Annotated in this window: 18 protein-coding genes; 1 reads left to right on the top strand and 17 read right to left on the bottom strand. The window is 36.9% G+C overall.

The features are described from left to right. Nucleotides 1–42: 42 nt before the first annotated feature. The 15 genes from CIB29_RS17060 to CIB29_RS19340 all read right to left on the bottom strand — a co-directional run bounded on the left by CIB29_RS17060 (nucleotide 43) and on the right by CIB29_RS19340 (nucleotide 13,621). The gene (locus tag CIB29_RS17060; RefSeq protein ID WP_094551729.1) at nucleotides 43–1,524 is read right to left on the bottom strand and encodes an L-fucose/L-arabinose isomerase family protein; all 1,482 of its coding nucleotides are present in this window, start codon (nucleotides 1,522–1,524) and stop codon (nucleotides 43–45) included. Between the two features lie 59 nt (nucleotides 1,525–1,583). Next, nucleotides 1,584–3,260 (bottom strand): ribulokinase, encoded by a 1,677-nt coding sequence (araB, locus tag CIB29_RS17055; protein WP_094551727.1) that lies wholly within the window; start codon nucleotides 3,258–3,260, stop codon nucleotides 1,584–1,586. Nucleotides 3,261–3,439: 179 nt separating this feature from the next. Then, nucleotides 3,440–4,534 carry a GntR family transcriptional regulator gene (locus CIB29_RS17050; RefSeq protein ID WP_094551725.1) on the bottom strand — a complete coding sequence of 365 codons (1,095 nt, stop codon included), beginning with the start codon at nucleotides 4,532–4,534 and terminating at the stop codon, nucleotides 3,440–3,442. Between the two features lie 244 nt (nucleotides 4,535–4,778). Beyond that, complete coding sequence (locus CIB29_RS17045; RefSeq protein ID WP_094551723.1) at nucleotides 4,779–5,297, bottom strand: hypothetical protein; 519 nt, start codon at nucleotides 5,295–5,297, stop codon at nucleotides 4,779–4,781. A gap of 69 nt (nucleotides 5,298–5,366) precedes the next feature. After that, a complete protein-coding gene (locus CIB29_RS17040; protein WP_094551721.1) occupies nucleotides 5,367–5,717 on the bottom strand; it encodes a type II toxin-antitoxin system PemK/MazF family toxin in 351 nt (116 codons plus the stop codon). Nucleotide 5,718: 1 nt separating this feature from the next. Continuing rightward, nucleotides 5,719–5,994, bottom strand: coding sequence for a CopG family ribbon-helix-helix protein (locus CIB29_RS17035; RefSeq protein WP_094551719.1), 276 nt, complete (start codon nucleotides 5,992–5,994; stop codon nucleotides 5,719–5,721). 233 nt (nucleotides 5,995–6,227) lie between these two features. Next, nucleotides 6,228–7,394, bottom strand: coding sequence for an alanine racemase (gene alr / locus CIB29_RS17030; protein ID WP_094551717.1), 1,167 nt, complete (start codon nucleotides 7,392–7,394; stop codon nucleotides 6,228–6,230). A gap of 13 nt (nucleotides 7,395–7,407) precedes the next feature. Then, entirely contained in the window at nucleotides 7,408–8,034 is a 627-nt protein-coding gene (locus CIB29_RS17025) for a LolA family protein (RefSeq protein ID WP_157910353.1), read from the bottom strand. 250 nt (nucleotides 8,035–8,284) lie between these two features. After that, nucleotides 8,285–8,731: a CBS domain-containing protein gene (locus CIB29_RS17020; protein ID WP_094551713.1), complete on the bottom strand. Its 447-nt coding sequence runs from the start codon at nucleotides 8,729–8,731 to the stop codon at nucleotides 8,285–8,287. Between the two features lie 22 nt (nucleotides 8,732–8,753). Beyond that, a complete protein-coding gene (locus CIB29_RS17015) occupies nucleotides 8,754–10,310 on the bottom strand; it encodes an NAD(P)H-hydrate dehydratase (RefSeq protein WP_094551711.1) in 1,557 nt (518 codons plus the stop codon). 4 nt (nucleotides 10,311–10,314) lie between these two features. Further along, nucleotides 10,315–10,689 carry a holo-ACP synthase gene (gene acpS, locus CIB29_RS17010; RefSeq protein WP_094551709.1) on the bottom strand — a complete coding sequence of 125 codons (375 nt, stop codon included), beginning with the start codon at nucleotides 10,687–10,689 and terminating at the stop codon, nucleotides 10,315–10,317. A gap of 20 nt (nucleotides 10,690–10,709) precedes the next feature. Then, nucleotides 10,710–11,336: a coiled-coil domain-containing protein gene (locus CIB29_RS17005; RefSeq protein WP_242965320.1), complete on the bottom strand. Its 627-nt coding sequence runs from the start codon at nucleotides 11,334–11,336 to the stop codon at nucleotides 10,710–10,712. Between the two features lie 441 nt (nucleotides 11,337–11,777). Next, the gene (locus CIB29_RS19700) at nucleotides 11,778–11,888 is read right to left on the bottom strand and encodes a putative holin-like toxin (protein ID WP_278335879.1); all 111 of its coding nucleotides are present in this window, start codon (nucleotides 11,886–11,888) and stop codon (nucleotides 11,778–11,780) included. A 488-nt stretch (nucleotides 11,889–12,376) separates the two neighbouring features. Continuing rightward, nucleotides 12,377–12,898, bottom strand: coding sequence for an IS200/IS605 family accessory protein TnpB-related protein (locus CIB29_RS19345; protein ID WP_242965318.1), 522 nt, complete (start codon nucleotides 12,896–12,898; stop codon nucleotides 12,377–12,379). A 60-nt stretch (nucleotides 12,899–12,958) separates the two neighbouring features. Next, nucleotides 12,959–13,621, bottom strand: a complete 663-nt coding sequence (locus tag CIB29_RS19340; RefSeq protein WP_242965317.1) for a hypothetical protein — start codon at nucleotides 13,619–13,621, stop codon at nucleotides 12,959–12,961. Between the two features lie 108 nt (nucleotides 13,622–13,729). Between CIB29_RS19340 and CIB29_RS16995 the strand changes: the two genes are divergently transcribed. Further along, nucleotides 13,730–13,882, top strand: a complete 153-nt coding sequence (locus tag CIB29_RS16995; protein ID WP_094548563.1) for a ribbon-helix-helix domain-containing protein — start codon at nucleotides 13,730–13,732, stop codon at nucleotides 13,880–13,882. An 80-nt stretch (nucleotides 13,883–13,962) separates the two neighbouring features. Here CIB29_RS16995 and CIB29_RS16990 read toward each other — a convergent pair whose 3' ends face one another. After that, a complete protein-coding gene (locus CIB29_RS16990; protein WP_094551707.1) occupies nucleotides 13,963–15,687 on the bottom strand; it encodes a glycosyl hydrolase family 18 protein in 1,725 nt (574 codons plus the stop codon). 323 nt (nucleotides 15,688–16,010) lie between these two features. Next, nucleotides 16,011–17,741 (bottom strand): methyl-accepting chemotaxis protein, encoded by a 1,731-nt coding sequence (locus tag CIB29_RS16985; protein WP_094551705.1) that lies wholly within the window; start codon nucleotides 17,739–17,741, stop codon nucleotides 16,011–16,013. Nucleotides 17,742–17,795: the final 54 nt, after the last annotated feature.

Raw genomic sequence — 17,795 nt, 5'->3', positions numbered from 1 at the left:
CAGTCTGATTACTGATTTACTCCCCACTCCTCACTATCCACTTTACTTAAATGGGTTTTCATCCTTGTAGAGCATTGACGCAGGCTGATTGAAAGCAACATCTTCTACGCCCAGCATTTTCATTGCTGCAAACAACACTTTGCCCGCGTGCTTAAATGCAATCCCGGCATGATGAGGATAATTTTTGGCGATTAAAACATGCCTGTAGAATCTGGCCATTTCACTGACAGCAAAAACTCCTATGCCGCCAAAAGATCTTGGATCTATGTCAAGAACCTCACCCTGGGCTATATAGCTTCTGAGCTTGCAGTCAGCAGTACTTTGCAGCCTGAAGAGAGTAATATCGCCAGGTCTTATCATACCTTCCAGGGTACCCCTTGTGATATCGGGCTCCTTGTCAGGCTCCAGCAATCTATGCATAATTAACTGGTATTTCATTGAACAATTCTTCATACAGCAGCTTGGAGTATTCCCGCAGTGGAATCCCATAAACAGGTCATTGGCCTTATAAGCACCTGCTATTTCTTTGTTGTTTTCATACATATCCTTCGGCACGGTATTATTGATGTCAAGAAGCGTTGCCGGGAGGTTTGTAGCACAAGTGATGATGTATTCGCTTAATGCTCCATAGATATCGGTTTCACAGGCAATAGGTATGCCCTGTGAAGCAAATCTTGAATTTACATAGCACGGTACAAAACCAAACTGTGTCTGGAAAGCCGGCCAGCATTTATTTGCAAATACTGCATACTCGGAAGCGCCAAGATTTTTTTCCATCCAATCTTTAAGCGTTATCTCATACTGGGCAAGCTTTGGCAATATTCCAGGATACCCGTTTCCGTCGGCAAGCTCTTCCTGCATTTCTTTAACAACTTCAGCAATTCTGGGGTCATCCTTGTGATTGTTAAAGCTTTCAAATAAATCCAGTTCGGAATTTTCCATAATCTCAATTCCGAGATCATACAGCGGCTTTATTGGCGCATTACATGCAAGAAAATCCTGTGGTCTTGGTCCGAAACTGATGATTTTAAGCTTTTTAAGACCAAGAATCACCCTGGCAATATCTTCAAAATCAGAAATCATATCTGCGATTTCATCTGCTGTTCCTACAGGATATTCAGGAATATAAGGTTTTAGTCCTCTCAATGCCAGATTATATGAAGCATTGAGCATACCGCAGTATGCATCACCACGCCCGTTAACAAGATTGCTCTCGGTTTCTTCTGCAGCAGCAGCAAACATTGCAGGACCGTCGAATTTTTGTGCAATCATGGTTTCAGGACCTTCCGGACCGAAATTCCCAAGATATACAACCAGTGCATTGACACCAGCTTCTTTCAATTCATCCAGCGCTTTCAACACATCCTTCTCATTTTCAACGGTTGTCTTGACCTCCTGAATTGAAATGTTTTTTTCGCTGCAAGCTTTTACAACTGCTGCCCTCCTTTGTTCACTCAGTGTAACAGGAAAGCAGTCTCTGCTAACGGCTACAATGCCAAGTTTTACTTCAGGTACATTTATCATCTTAGACCCTCCTATAATCGTTTTATATAAATTATTGAATTGCCCAGCAAAACTGTTAATTATTTTACAACTTCCTTCTTTATTTCCTTTAATCTCTTCATCACGTCATTTTCTCCACGTCCGAAGTAGTCATGGAGCTTCTTATATTCAGCATATAACTTGTCATAGACTGCTACATTTTCAGGAATTGGCTTGTAATATTTTTCTTTTACTTTTGCCATTATCTTTGCCGCATCGACAATGCTGTCATATCCGCCTCTTTCTTTTCCTGCGGCTACTGCTCCAAACATTGCAGATCCTAATGCAGGGGTTTGAGGTGATGCCGATATCCTTATTTCCATATTGGTTACATCAGAGTAAATCTGCATCATGAGTTCATCTTTTTCTGCAATACCTCCTGCAGCATAAAGTTCGGTAATAGGTACCCCATTTTGCTGGAAGGTTTCTATAATCATCCTGGTCCCATAAGCTGTAGCTTCTATGAGTGCCCGATAGATTTCTTCCGGCTTTGTAAGCAATGTGCATCCTACGATAACACCGGTAAGGTCCGCATCTACCAGTACCGAACGGTTACCGTTCCACCAGTCCAGTGCTACCAGGCCGCTTTCTCCTACTTTTAGAGCTGCTGCCTTTTCTCTTAGGAGTTTATGAATATTGATGCCTCTTTCCTCAGCTTCTTTGGTATAGGAGGCAGGTACACAGTTTTCCACAAACCATTCAAAATGGTCTCCTACGCAGGATTGTCCGGCTTCATAACCCTTATAACCCGGGATGATTCCATCTTCTACTACCCCACACATACCCGGTACCATCTTTTCTTCTGTTCCAAGTAACATATGACAGGTAGATGTACCCATAATCATAAGCATCTTACCCGGTTCCGTAATACCTACGGCAGGAACTGCTACATGGGCATCTACATTTGCTATGGCTACTGCTGTTCCTGGTTTTAACCCGGTAAGTTTTGCAGCCTTTTCTGTGATTTCTCCTGCTTTCCCTCCCAGAGGATAAATATCGGTGCTGAGCTTTTCTTCTACCAGGTTCTCTAATCTTGGATCCAGAGCCTTAAAGAATTCTTTTGAAGGATATCCTTCCTGTTTATGCCAGATGGCCTTATACCCTGCGGTGCAGCTGTTTCTCTTTTCTTCACCGGTAAGCTGCAGGATAACCCAGTCAGTAGCTTCCATAAACCTATCCGCTGCATCATAGATTTCAGGAGCCTCGTTTAATACCTGCCATACTTTTGGTACGAGCCATTCAGATGAGATCTTTCCTCCATATCTTTTTAAGAAATTTTCCCCTCTTTTTTCTGCAATCTCATTAAGCTTGTTGGCTTCATCCTGTGCCGCATGGTGCTTCCACAGCTTTACGTAGCTGTGAGGATTGGATTTGTATTCATCTTTAAAACATAGAGGAGTACCTTCGCTGTCTGTAGGAAGAATTGTGCATGCTGTAAAGTCTATGCCTACTCCTATTACATCCTCTGCATTTACTCCTGCCTCTTTTAATACCGCAGGAATAGTTACCTCAAGCACCTCCAGGTAATCAGCAGGATGCTGCAATGCCCAGTCCGGCTCCAGCTTTGTCACTCCATCCGGCAAGTACTCGTCCATTACCCCATGGGTATATTGTTTTACAGCTGTTGCTACTTCTTTTCCGGTGTCTACCTCCACCAGTACCGCCCTTCCTGATTGGGTACCATAGTCTACACCAATACTATACTTCTTTTCTCCCATTTGCTTACCTCCTTTAAATTTTTAAATGAGTTTTATCATTATCTGTTTGAAATTTAAAAAATAACTATTAAAGTGAATTTTCGTTAATAAATTTAAACTTTTATCACATACTTGTACGTACAACTTATAATATATTTATTCTACATGCACATGTAAAATTCCTGCTTTAAATTAAATTTTTATTTCATCCACCGTCTGGTAGATTCTCTTACAATTAATTTTGGTTCCATTATTTCTTCTACATGAATTTCCTTACCTTCAATCATGGCTACCAAAAGCTCTGCTGCCCTTTCCCCGAGTTTCTCTTTAGGGTGGGCTACCGTTGTCAGTTTGACTTCTGTCGCCGTAGAAATGTCCGAATCGTCAAAACTCACAATTGAAATATCTTGAGGAACTTTTATCCCCCTTTTTCTAAGCATATCAATTATTTTTATAGCAATCTGGTCATTATAGCATACCAAGGCAGTACAATTCTCCAGCCTATTCATCAATAGTTCATCATACCTGCTGCTGTCAAACATTGTATCCTTGTCTTCAGTTGAAAACCAGATCACAGAATGGTTTTGTATAGGTAAGCCCTTCTCTTTATAGGCTTTTGTAAAACCTTTAAAACGGCCATGCCCTTGAATATCATCAACCTTAAAAATACCAACCACGTGATCATGTCCAAGATCTATAAGATGTTTAGTTGCCAGATACCCTGCCAGTATATCATCTTCAATAACATATGAATAGTGCAAATCACTGTAATATCCGTGAATAAATATGATGGGTATTCCTTTCGCGCTTAGTTCCCTGTAAATATCCAGATTGGGGTTAGGAAGAGCACTCTTGGTTGGCTCAACAATCAATCCATCAATATTTTTATCCAGCAAGTTGTTTAAACATGCTCTTTCCTTTTCTATCTCACTATTGGTGTGCCCAAGCACTATACTGTAACCTTTAGAACTAAGGGCGACATCAATGCCTTTAATAATACTGGGAAAAATATAATCATTCAGATATGTTGTCACTACACCAATAATCTTGCTTCTTTCTTTTTGAATATTAGGCTGCCTTGCCACAAAAGTGCCTTTACCCTGCGAGCGATATAACCAGCCTTCATTCACCAGTTCACCAACTGCCTGACGGACAGTATGCCGGCTGATGCTAAACTTCTCTGCCAGTTCATTCTCAGAATAAATTTTTTCTCCCGGCTTTAACTGATTATGTTGAATAAGGCCTTTAATAAATTCTTTGAGTTGTAAATATTTAGGTGTATCCGATAATTGCATATAATACTCCTTGTTAAAAACAAGATAATGTTGTACGTACAAGTTTATTATAGCATATGTTTTTTGTTTTGCAAATAGATTGTCAAAAAAATTGACTGTTAATTGACCCGATTGGTACTATTCCTTTATTTAAAATTATTCTCATGTTCAAAAACACAAAAAAAGAGTCTACATAGACTCTTTTTATCATTAAGCAATATTCTATTACTAAAACTTTTAAAGTATGTACTACTATTTCTATGTATCACTGAATCGTATATGTACCTTTCACCATTACTAAAACATCTTCATTTGCAGTAAATCCTCTTCCATCATCTACAGGAACAATTAGCAGGTGGTTTGCCGGCATTGGTGCTCCGTTTTGAAGGTCAACACCCGTAGTAGTATCTGCCAATCCGCCTTTCTGCGTAGCAATTATTGTAGCTTTACCCATACGCAGAATTAGTTCTGTACCAGCCCCTCCGATCAACTTTTGCCCTGGTTTAACACTAACAACCATAAACTTATCTGGTTGCCCCGACTGGCCTGGTTTTTGTACTGCCAGTTCATCTATTCTCTTTGTTAAAGCAGCTATTTTTCCATCTATATCTTCTCTAATGAGTGGTACGACAATTTCTTCAAGATAACTTTGAGTAATAACAGGATCATCTTGAGAACCAGGCTCTGCACCTACTCCGTATACTACCTGGAAGCCTATCATAACTAATACAATAATTGATATAAATAAAACCATCTTCCTTGTACCTTTCAAATACATTTTCATCTGTTATCCCCCTCTTACTCCCTAAAAGATTAAGATTGAGGTTAGTTTTTCTTAATCTTAATCTAAATTTTATATGTCCACCAAACCAAAACTAATACTTAGTGCCTCATTGACTTTTTCCATAAGTTCATCATCCAGGTGGCCTATTTTTTCTTTTAATCTTTTTTTATCTATGGTCCTGATTTGTTCTAAAAGAATAACGGAATCTTTGGATAGACCATATTCTTGCGCGTCTATTTCTATGTGTGTGGGTAATTTAGCTTTATTGATTTGAGAAGTTATGGCCGCTGCTATAACCGTCGGACTGTATTTGTTGCCAACATCATTCTGTACAATGAGTACAGGTCGTATACCACCCTGTTCCGAACCAATGACAGGACTTAAATCGGCATAATAAATATCTCCTCTTTTAACAATCACTTTATTCACACTCCGCTAGTTTTTCCTCATAATTCAACTGCAACTCACTATCCGCATCAAAACACATCTCCGCTAACTTTAGGTTAATCTCTGCCATCTCCTGATAGCCTTTTTTCATTTTATCTCTCATTTCAATTCTTCTTCTTTCCCTAATATAAAGTTTCATAGCTTCTCTAACCAGTTCACTGCGATTAATTTTTTCCACCGTTACAATCGAATCGACTTCCTGCAAAAGACTGTCAGGAAGACTTACTAATATTTTTTTCAGATGTGCCAAAACAACCAAGCCCCCATTCTCGAAATTACTTAAGGGAAATCAGTAAAGCAGTTAATAATTAAGAATTATTAATTGCTTTCACTAACTATTTTCCATCAGATATAAAACTATATACACACGGATATATAATATTATATACTCTCTTTATAGTACAAGTCAATTTAAAATTTTTAGTGAGGAGTACGGGAAAAATTCTAATAAACTCCCCACTGTCCACTCCCCACTCTTTCATTCTATATAATATAATTAAGTACTTTTACAATTTCCCCATTTTTTATATATACTCTTGGCACCCGTTTTCCTACGGCACACACTACTTCATAGTTTATTGTATTCAATACCTTTGCAATGTCTTCTACAGGTATATTCAAACCATTCCTGCTGCCAAATATTACAACTTCATCACCAATATTAATATTTTTTACATCTGTGACGTCTATCATACACTGATCCATACATATTCTTCCTATAACAGGAACAATATTTTCACCTGCTATCATTTTTACTTTACCTGTCAATGCCCTGGAAAAGCCATCTGCATATCCTACAGGCACGGTTGCAATGCAAGTTCTTTTCCTTGTTGTATATACCCTTCCATAACTTACAGGAATTCCTTCCTTCACCTCTTTCAGGTGAGTAACAGCTGCTTTTAATGCCATTGCAGGCTTAAGAAGTATTTTTTGTTTATCCACTTCATCAGATGGATATAGCCCATATAGGATAATTCCCGGCCTTACCATATCCAGATGCATCTCCGGAAATTGCATGATGCCTGCACTATTACATACATGTTTAATAGGTATATAAAGGCCGTTATTTTCCAGCTTGCTGCATATAAACATAAATTTTTGGAATTGATATCGGGTAAAACCCGGGTCCTTCTCATCGGCGGAAGCAAAATGAGTAAATATTCCTTCAATTTCTATTCCCGGCAGCCGGGCAATATCCAAAATGGTTTTTATTGTATTATCTTCACACGCAAATCCCAATCTCGTCATGCCTGTATCAATTTTTAGATGAATCTTCGCCTTTTTATTTCTTGATACTGCGGCTTGTGAGATTGTCTCTGCCAAAGAAAAATTGTAAACTGTTTGGGTTATATCCAGTTCAACCAGATCTTTCACCCATTGCTCCGGTGTATACCCCAATATCAGTATAGGCACGTCAATTCCATGATTACGTAATTGTTTAGCCTCATCGAGGAAAGCAACAGCCAGCCTGTCAGCACCATTTGCTAATAGGGTTCTGGAAACCTCTAAAAAACCATGTCCATATGCATCTGCTTTTACCACTGCTAATATTTTTGTACTTTCTGTAGTTATTCTTTTAATTTCCTTCATATTATGGGCAATATGATCCAAATTGACTTCAGCCCATACTCGTTTTAAAAAATCTGACATCGATTAACCCCCGTTAGTCTATTTGAAAAACTTCATCCTCAAGTTTTGCATTAAATTCAAATTCATCAAACCGTATTGAAATTACCGGTTTGTTTTTTATATCATATACCTCCATTTTTACAGGCAGAAGGGATTGATTATCAATCCACATGCTCTGGCTGAACCTATAAGGGTTATTACCCGGGATATCCGCCTTTAACACCGTATACCTGCTTTCTTGCTCCCGCATTGTCATCACCGAAGTCTGCTCTGATTTATAATATGATTCCAAAAAGTCCGGTAAAAAAATGTAGGATTCACCAACCGGGTTAAAATTCAATAACGTAAATTTACCCTCAATTTCAGGCTGGATAGTAGTAACACAGCTATTTGAATATACGGTAACCAGCCCTTTGATTTCTTCCGGCTCCAACACCTCAACTTTATAATTATCGGGAGATTTGTAATATTGTTTAATCTTATACTGTTTTACTGTTTTGTTGCTTGATATGTTTATTGTCATAATACATTGGTAGCTTTTGATGTCTTTATATTTTTCATATATTCTTGTGTATGCATCTGCGTTCTTTTCTTTTTGACTGCATGAACACAGGATTGTCATTAGTGTAAGTAATAGTAGAAGATACTTACACTTCTCCAATAGTTTACCTCCTTCAATTTTACTTAAATAATATACCTCTATATAAGTTGCATCAAAGACATTACATAAGAGCACGAAAGAAGGAATGTGACTTGGGGACTGGACCTCCTGTCTTGTGCGGTTTTTACAAGACAGAGGACCTGTCCCCGTGTGTTGCTGATAGTACTATTTTATTAGTGGGGAGTGAGGAGTTAATTGAATGTTCTCAATAACGCTATTATTTTTACTGCCCACTGTCCACTGCCCACTATTACTGAATCAATGTCCTGACAATATCAGTGCTGCTCACTATTCCAACCAATTTGTCCCCCCGCACAACAGGTACACTGCTAATATGTTCATGTGCAAGGATTCGTGCTGCTTCGTTGACACTATCTTCCTCATTTACAGTTATTACATCCATACTCATCATTTGCTCCACTTTGGTAGCTGTTAATTTTTTTAGCTCTTGTTGATATTCATCCACCCCATCCAGGAATATAATTCCTCCTAAGTACTCTACATTTGCCGGCATGGAAGGGTTTATATCCTTATATATCAAATCCTTCTCTGAAATAATTCCAATAACACGGTTGTCTTCATCTACAACCGGTATACTTGTTATCCCGTTATCAACCAATGTATGGACTACTTCTTCTATAGTGGCATCCTTTCTTATCGTTATAACATCTCTCTTCATAATTTCTCTAACTTTCAAATACTTTCTCCTCCTAAGAGGCTTAATTTCCGGCAACCAACTGTCGAATAACGCTGGGTAATGCTTCTATCAAATCCGTTGCTATGAGTCCATGTTCTCCTCTAGTTTCAGCACTGATGTCTCCTGCAAGTCCATGAATATATACACCGGCAATTGCAGCTTTACTAACACCCAGACCTTGCCCTGCCAACGATGCGATAATACCGGCAAGGACATCCCCTGTTCCGCCTGTAGCCATACCTGCATTTCCTGTACAATTGATAAATACCTCTTCATCCGGTAAGGCAACCACAGTCCTCGCTCCTTTTAATACTACAGTGATATTCCAATCTTTTGCAAAGTTTCTGGCGGTTTCAATTCTATTTGCCTGTATATGCTGAATGCCCAGCCCCGTTAGACGGGACATTTCCCCTGGATGTGGCGTTATCACTACAGGACATTTACACTCCTTTAATACATTTATATTCTTCGCCAGTGCATTTATACCATCTGCATCAATAATTATAGGTATATCCGACTGCTTTAGTACATCCTTTAATATATCCGGTATGCTTGCATCGGTTGAGAGGCCAGGACCAAATACCATTACATCCGCCTTATTCATTTTTTCAATAATTTGATGGATACAGGAATGAGAAAGGGTTCCTCGCCCTTCATCCTCCAATGGAAAGGTCATCACTTCCGTCAGTTTTACTTCCATTATTGCATTAAGAGCTTTAGGTATCCCTACGGTAACCAATCCAGAACCGCTTCTTATAGCAGCCAACCCTGCCAGCGTTGCTGCTCCCGTCATTCCCGTTGACCCGGCAACAATAAAGATTTTTCCATAATCCCCTTTATTCGAATTGCTATATCTTGCCGGAATAAGCCCTTTAATATATTCTTTCTCTATGATATTAATATTTATATTCTGCCTCTCAATTATACTACCAGGAATAGATATATCTGCAATTACAAGCTTACCTACATAATCTGCTGCCGGATAGTTCAATAAACCGACTTTAGGCAACGCAAAAGTAACCGTTGTATCTGCATTCACACATACACCACAAATCTGTCCCGTATCACCATTAATGCCGCTGGGTATATCCACTGAAACAACATATCTTCCTGAATAATTAATGAGCTGGATAATATCTGCTACCGTTCCGGAAATATTCCCTTTTATTCCCGTCCCAAAAATAGCGTCTACAATCAAATCACATAGATATAAGCTGGCAGCAATTTCTTCCAGATGAACTTCGTCCACTACCTGTACAATTTTTATACCTAAATTCTCGATAATCTGCAGATTGGTCAATGCATCACCTTTTACTTCATTTCTGTCTGCAATTAGTACAACCAAAACATTAGCACCTGCATTGAATAAATGTCTGGCAATCGCAAATCCATCACCGCCATTGTTGCCCTTTCCACAGAATACGATTATACTTTTATAATTAACTTCCCCTAAAATATTTTTTATTTCTTCTACCACTCTTAAAGCCGCATTCTCCATTAAAATAATACCGGGTATTCCAATTTCATGAATAGCCGCCTGATCAATCTCTCTCATTTGGTCACAGTCTGCCACCTTCATATTATCACCCCTTTTCGGCTATTACACTTGCAATAGCATAATTTTTACAATGAGATATTGAAATATGAAATTTACCTATCTCCATTTGTTGGACTGCTTTAAGGGCACTACCGTATAAATTGATGTACGGTTTCCCCAAAGCATCTCTTAATATTTCTAAATCCCTTAGTGCAAAGTTTCTTATTCCTGTCCCTAATGCTTTTGAAAAGGCTTCCTTGGCAGCAAAGTTACCCGCTATAACCTCGTAGCGGTTTCTTCTGCTTTCAAAATACTGCTGTTCTTTTATTGTGAAAAATCTTCTGATAAATCCATTATTTCTCTGTATTGCCCGGGAAATTCTCTCTATTTCGACAATATCTATACCAGTACCAACTATCAATGTTCAATCAACTCCTTATGCTATGGTAAGAACTCCTTATCCAGCCGCTCCAGTTCTTCTCCTCCTAGTAGGTCGTGGAAGTAGGAGTAAGCATTTGTAACTAACTCAGATAACTCTTCTTTTTCGCTGATGCATTGTTTTAACCTGTTTCTCAGCGTTTCTATTTCTAATTCCAACTCATCTATTCTTTTCTGACCCGTCCTGATTTTTACATAGACTGCTTTTACCGTTTCTTCCAAAAGCTCAAGGTTTGCTTCCTTAATTCTGTCCGGGATAATTTCTTCTTCCCGCTCTATAGCAATCAGCCGCTCATTAATCCGGGTTATTTCTTTTTGGCAGTCCTGCATTTCTTTTAAAGCTGAGGGATTATTTTTTTCGTATGCTTCATCGGTAAGCTTTATAATTCTATCCATACACATTTTTTTTGCATGGGTGATTTCTTTTTTCTCATTGAACAGACGTGACTGCTCCTTTAATAGATCCTTTAACTTTTCTTCACGCTCTATAATTGTTTTGGTTTTCTCCTCAATTTTAAAAAGAGCATTCCATCTTTCATCAACAATTAAAAGAGAAATATCATTCTTTCTCAAAACTTTCTTATCAAATTCAATCTTTTTCTTCTTGGCAAACATATTCAATAAATTCAAACTACGCAACCCCTCATAAAACATTATCTATACGATATTATTATCGACAAAATTGAACAGTACTGTTATAGTTCTTTACAGTGATTTAATATACTTTTATTATATCAATGTAACAAACTAACTGAAAGAACTATATAAAAAACATAGGTTTGCAACAGATAAAGACAAGATAGTATTAATATAATCTTCTTTTCTTATTGCAAGTGGAAAACACGATATTGGTTGCTTATTTGCTTTATTTACGCACAAAAGAAAAGAAAAATAAGAAGGATAAACTTAAATGCTCTTTTTAAAGCAAAAATAGGTTTTTAGGCCTGATAACAGATGTTTACTTTTATAGCTTTTATGCTATAATATAAGTAAGGCAATCGGAATACCGCAAAGTGCGGTTGCCACAAGACGGATTATTTAAAAATAATCATCCTGTTAGCGGCAGGGTGATTATTTTTTTGTCCTTATAATCGTTTTAACCAAAACAATTATTAAGGAGATCAGCGATATAACTAAAACCGAAAACTGTATCATTAAAGATATTGCCTCATATGTAGTCATACCGCACCACCTCCTTTCTTTAGTGAAATGAGGTGGCAACCACACCCTGCTTAAATCCGATTACCTTGTAATTATAATACCATAATCTTGTACCAGTCTGCAATAAGTTACTATTCCCCTTTCTCCTCCCTCCATCGCCTTACTGTGCCATAAAAAATAGAAGAACAAATCCGCCCAGGAAGAACTTTCCTACCGACAGACCTCCGGCTGCCACAGCATATATGATCATATTATGGATAGTTGGAAAATGCCAGCCCAAATGCAAGACATAACAAAAATATGGCAAGAATGCTGACAAAAGTTATGATTTTCATAATCCTTGCTTGATTCACCAAACGGTTATAAGACCAGCTGCCCTCGCTTTAACTGATATAAAAGAGCTCATTGATATACCCTTCAATGTAATTGCTTATACGGACTGCTTTGTGAACTGCCACCGAGACAAGCAACGGTGACTTCGTGAGAGGTTTGGTATTTAAGTTTCCACCTTAACAGGCAACCCTTACTCTCAACGGGGAGGACACTCTCCCTTTATCCCTCATAGTTTTTACTATTTCGGGAATACATTTCTCTTCTTTTCTTAGTATATTTAAACTTCCATTAACATCTGCATTTACTAATCCAAAGTTTGATTTAAAAAGTCCTCTAACTACTCTACGAGTTTTTTTATAGTATTTTTTATTTATAGGTTCTAAATCGAAAGCACTGCATCCACTTGTATAACTCTCTTCCTTAAATTTAACCTCAATCCCTTGTAATTTAGCCTTATACTTAATTAGTTCTACTAATTTTTGTATAGGTATTTGAACAAACGATTTATTATAATTCATATTTAGTTTAAGTCCTTCAATTTTGCCTATAACAATTTTGTAAACATTATGCTCTATTGCTTTATCTATAATATTTTTACTTACTTTATGAAGATAATCATTGATATAATTTTCTCTGTATCTTCTTAATGAATTAATCATTTTAGTATTTTTGAATTTATCAGAACCTATTTTTTTCATTTCAATACTTTGATAATAAGAAATTTTCTTATTTACAAAAGCATTTATACTTTTAAGTTTTTAACCACAAAACAAGTAACTTTGATTACCTTCTTTAAATGTTACCGTTGCAAGATTATCTAAACCTAAATCTATAGCCATAACATTAGTTTCTTTTGCTTTTTCTAATTCTTGCTTATTGTAAATTATAATTAAATACCATTGTTTTAAAGAATTATCCCACTTAATTCTTACTTGTTGTATCTCTTCCCAATTTATAAGGCTTTGAAGTTTATCTGAAACCTCAAAATTTAAACTCTCTACCTCAAATTTTTTCTGAACTGTTTTGGAAAGAGATAGCATTAGCCTATTTTCTTTAAATCTTATAGCAAGATTGGTAAATATAATCTCATTCTTTCTTTTATCTGTATTTTTAAATTTTGGAGGTTTTGGAACTCCATTATATTTACTTTTATTCTCCTTATAATCTTTAATACTTGCAAAATAAGATTTCCAATTTTGCTCTACCACTTTAAAACAATGTTGTCTTGTATGGCTATGCAAATAATCACAGTGCCAATTATTTTTATATATCTTTTCAATTTCAACATAAGGCTTAAATCCATTTTCTCTTAAATCATAATTAACTATGTTATAGAGTTTTGTTGTATGAAATGATAATTCTTCTATAATCTTTAATTGTTCTTCGTTTAATTTAGGTTTAAATTTGAATGCTAATTTCACTTTTTGCACCTCCTTTACATTTTTATCTATGTATTTATCTTAACATGTCATTGATACATGGTCAACTATGTGGTAAAATTAATTTATACTATTTAGGAGGTGCTTAAAATGGCAAGAAAAAATATTAATACAACAATAGATGAAGATTTATATACTGAAATTAAAATATTGGCTATTAAATTAAAAGTCAATGCTAACGACTTAATCGAAGAAGGTATGAAATATGTCATTGAAAAATACACAAGAATGTTTAATTTTTAGGCATTTAGCCTAAAAATTAAAGGCACAATTCATCCTCCGAGATAAACAACGGAGGTTTTCTTGTGCCAATATTATAAATACTAATCAAATACTTTATCATCAAACCCATTTGCCCTTGCCCATTGTGTATAATTTTGCTTTTCTTTCAGGTTGTCCAACAATACCGCCCAAATGTCTTCACTTTCAAATCCCCTCCTCCAGGAAGCTACACCGGCAAGATCGTACTTGTGCACCAGGGAAGATTTTAAATTAATGGACTTTGCATCCTCCAGCCAGATTTTATAGACAGCTTGTCCTTCCTGATACTGGGCGTAGTACTGCCCGCTTTCTTCATCCCAGGTAACATCAGCTTTCTTTTCCTTTATAATTTTCTGTGCTGCTTCCATAGATAGAGCTTTAGAAGTAACTTTTTTCTTCCCATCTATTATTTCTTCTTTCCATTCCCTTGTATAGAAGGGCAACCCAAGCAGCAGCTTATGAGCCGGAACCTCCTTTAATATTCCCTTTATGCTGTTCTCCACCCATTTTAACTGTGCAACCGATCCTGCAATAGGGCTGGAAGACCAATGCTGGTCATAGGTCATAACAGCAATATAATCTACAACCTCAGCCAGGGCTTTCCTATCATAGAACATAGACCAGTTTTCACTTCCAGACTTTACAGTGACATCCATGGAGACAACCAGGCCCTGCTCTCTTAATATAGGAACGAATTCCCGCACAAATTGTGTAAGCATATCCCTATCTTTCAAATAAACATTTTCAAAATCTATATTTATTCCATCCAAATTATAGATTTGTGCATACAACAGTACCTGCTGGATAATCTTTTCTCTTAGCTCAGTGTTGTTAAGTACTTCACTAGTAAGATCAGGATCAAAGTTGTTGCTGAGCAGTCCCCATACCTTGTAGCCGTTATTATGCGCCCATTCTACGTATTTAACATCTGCCCTGTTTGCTACAGTCCCCTTTTTATCTACTATAGTAAACCAGGTGGGTGATACTATATCCAATCCATTGATTTTTTTCACCTTTGACATATCCGGTGTTTTTTTGTGCACATACTCCCAAACTAGATTAATTTTACCTTTTTCAGGTTTCCAGGATTGCCTTGGTATATTTTCCGTCATACTGTCCTTTACATTTACCGGTGTCACCTTTATGAAACGCTTCTCAATATACCCTACGATTCCATCCTCGGTCCTAACTTTATACCACTTTTCATATTCATCAAAAGCACGCATTGTCTGGTTTATTTTTAAATTCTTTACAAGTATAGGTGATTTGATGGACGGGTTCTTACGGATCTTTGCTCCTTCAGCCACTACTTCCGCCACCAGCTTAAAGCTTCCTGCATAGTCCATCATTACTACATTGGTGGATTCTATCCATTTCACTTCAACGCCAAATATATCACTTAGAAATTTTATCGGTATATAGGGTACACCATCAATTAGTCTTGCAGGAATATTTAAATCTACGGGACGTGCATTTATCATTGCAGTAAGATGATCAGTTTTCATTTTAACAACTTTATCAGCTGTTGTAAAAATGATCTTATTATTCTCTTTATCCCAGTAAACTTTTGGATCAATATACTCTTTAATAACAGGTAACGATAACAGGATATCTCCATTTTCTATAACGGGTGCCCCTTTTCCCTTAGCGATTTCTCCTTCTACAATCAAACGTGGCTGGTCTGAATCATTAGGAGGGACACTCATATTGTTCGGCCACATAAAGTAAGCTACACTTATGGTAACTAATACAGTAATCGATAAAAGAATAAATAATAGCCTCTTCATACATATCAACCCTTATTTCCTTAATACAAACTTCGCGAATTTCGTCGATAACTACATTAATTTATATTGGTTATCGATATAAGTATAACATGTTTTATTGCAAATTTTCATTGGAAGATTAAACCTCGGGTGAATAAATAAAAATATTTATTTATATATTTACTGATAATGATTTTACATGGCAGATAAAGTCAATAAGTTCACAGTTCACGGTTTACAGTAAAGACTATTAAATCGTTTGCTGCTGTGAACTGAGAACTGTTAACTGTGAACTATATAGTGTAAAAAATAACGGAGCTTGATCATATAAGCCCCGTGATTAGTTATATTTTAAACTTTTTAACCACTATATCCAATTCTCCTGCCAATTCGGATAAAACTGTGGCAGATGCTGACACTTCTTCAAGGCTTGCTGCTTGCTGTTCTACTGTTGCAGAAATACTTTCACTTACACCTACATTTGCGTTAAGGATTTTTTCTATTTGTATCATACTATTGTTTACATTTTCAATTCCTGCAACCAGATGCTTCAATTCACTGGATATTGCTTGTACATCCTTGTTCACTACTTTGTTTTCATGTTCAATAGACTCAAAATATTTTCTTGCCTGTTCGGCAATTTGGTTACCAGCTAGCATTTGCGTCAGGCTTTCCTGCATTTTGCTGTTCATTAAATCCGATTCTGTCTGGACACTTTTGATGATATCTCCTATCCTTTTGGCCGATGATGCAGATTCTTCTGCCAGTTTTCTTATTTCTTGGGCAACAACCGCAAATCCTTTACCTGCTTCGCCTGCCCTGGCTGCCTCAATAGATGCATTGAGCGAGAGCAAATTAGTCTGTGAAGAAATAGAGGATATTGTATTAAGTATCTTATTCATTTCCTTAGAACTCAGATTCAACTTTTCAGTAACTTCTGATGTTTCATGAATCACCTGGTTTATGGCCTTTAGCTGCGATATAAAACGATTAATACATTGAGTTCCTTCACTGGCCAGCTCAACCGATTGATTTGCATTGTTTAATATCCTTTCGGAACTGGTTGCTATATCCTGAGAAATATTATACATATTTTCTACAGCCTTCATGGTATTTTGTGATTCGCTATTTTGAGTATGTATTCCTGCAACCATCTCCTGAACAGCAGCAGATATCTCTTCCCCTCCCCTGCTGTTCTGCTCAGCACTTTCGCTTAATTGCGTTGATGCTGTATGTACCTTCTCACTTACATCATAAACTTTTCGAATAATTTCTTTGAGATTATCTACCATTCCGTTAAAAGCATCGGCAAGTTCCCTTAATTCATCCCGGGTTTTAACCTGCAATCTATCTATTGTTAAATTCCCTGAAGCAATTAAAGTCGCTTTGGTACACAAATCTTTGATTGGATCAGCAATGTTTCTGGATATCATTAATGCACTGACCACTGAAAATGCTACAACAATACACATCACAACAATATTCATTGTAATACTTGTTTTAAATTTATTTTCGATCCTTTGCTTGACCATATCACTATGTCTGAGTTCCATTAATATGAATTCCTGGATATTGTTTCGAATAAAGCCTGAAATTTTGGCCACATTTTGTACATGCTCAAGCGCCGCAACGGTCTTCTTCTGCCTTATAAGCTCTTCAGCCTTGCTGTTCTCCTCACTCAGCGACTCCATCAGTCTTTCAACGGAATTCAGCTTGCTGATGCTGTCTGCCTCTGTTAATTCTTTCCCAATGGCTTGTATAGAGTTATTCACTTCTTTAATCATATCCCTGTGCCCGGATTCTTCTAATTTGACATTCTTAAAAATAATATCTGAGAGGACCTTAGGGATCTGTTCCGCTTTTTCATTTATATGATTGGCATAGATGATATTTGTAAGAATGGTATTGTACTGCCTGTTATAGCTTGATAAGCTGATCATCAGATAGGCATTAAGACATCCCATGAACAGGATGACCACTATGAAGGCTGCAATTATTTTAACCTTGATGGGCATTTTAGATATTTTCCTGCTCATATTAATTTTGTTGAAATATTTCATGGATAATCTGGCCATCGTATCTCCTCCTTGTTATGTTGCTATTATATATTCGACGTATTTTACAAAATT

Source organism: Petroclostridium xylanilyticum (assembly GCF_002252565.1).
GTDB lineage: Bacteria > Bacillota > Clostridia > SK-Y3 > SK-Y3 > Petroclostridium > Petroclostridium xylanilyticum.
This window is presented reverse-complemented; position numbering and strand designations above follow the sequence as displayed.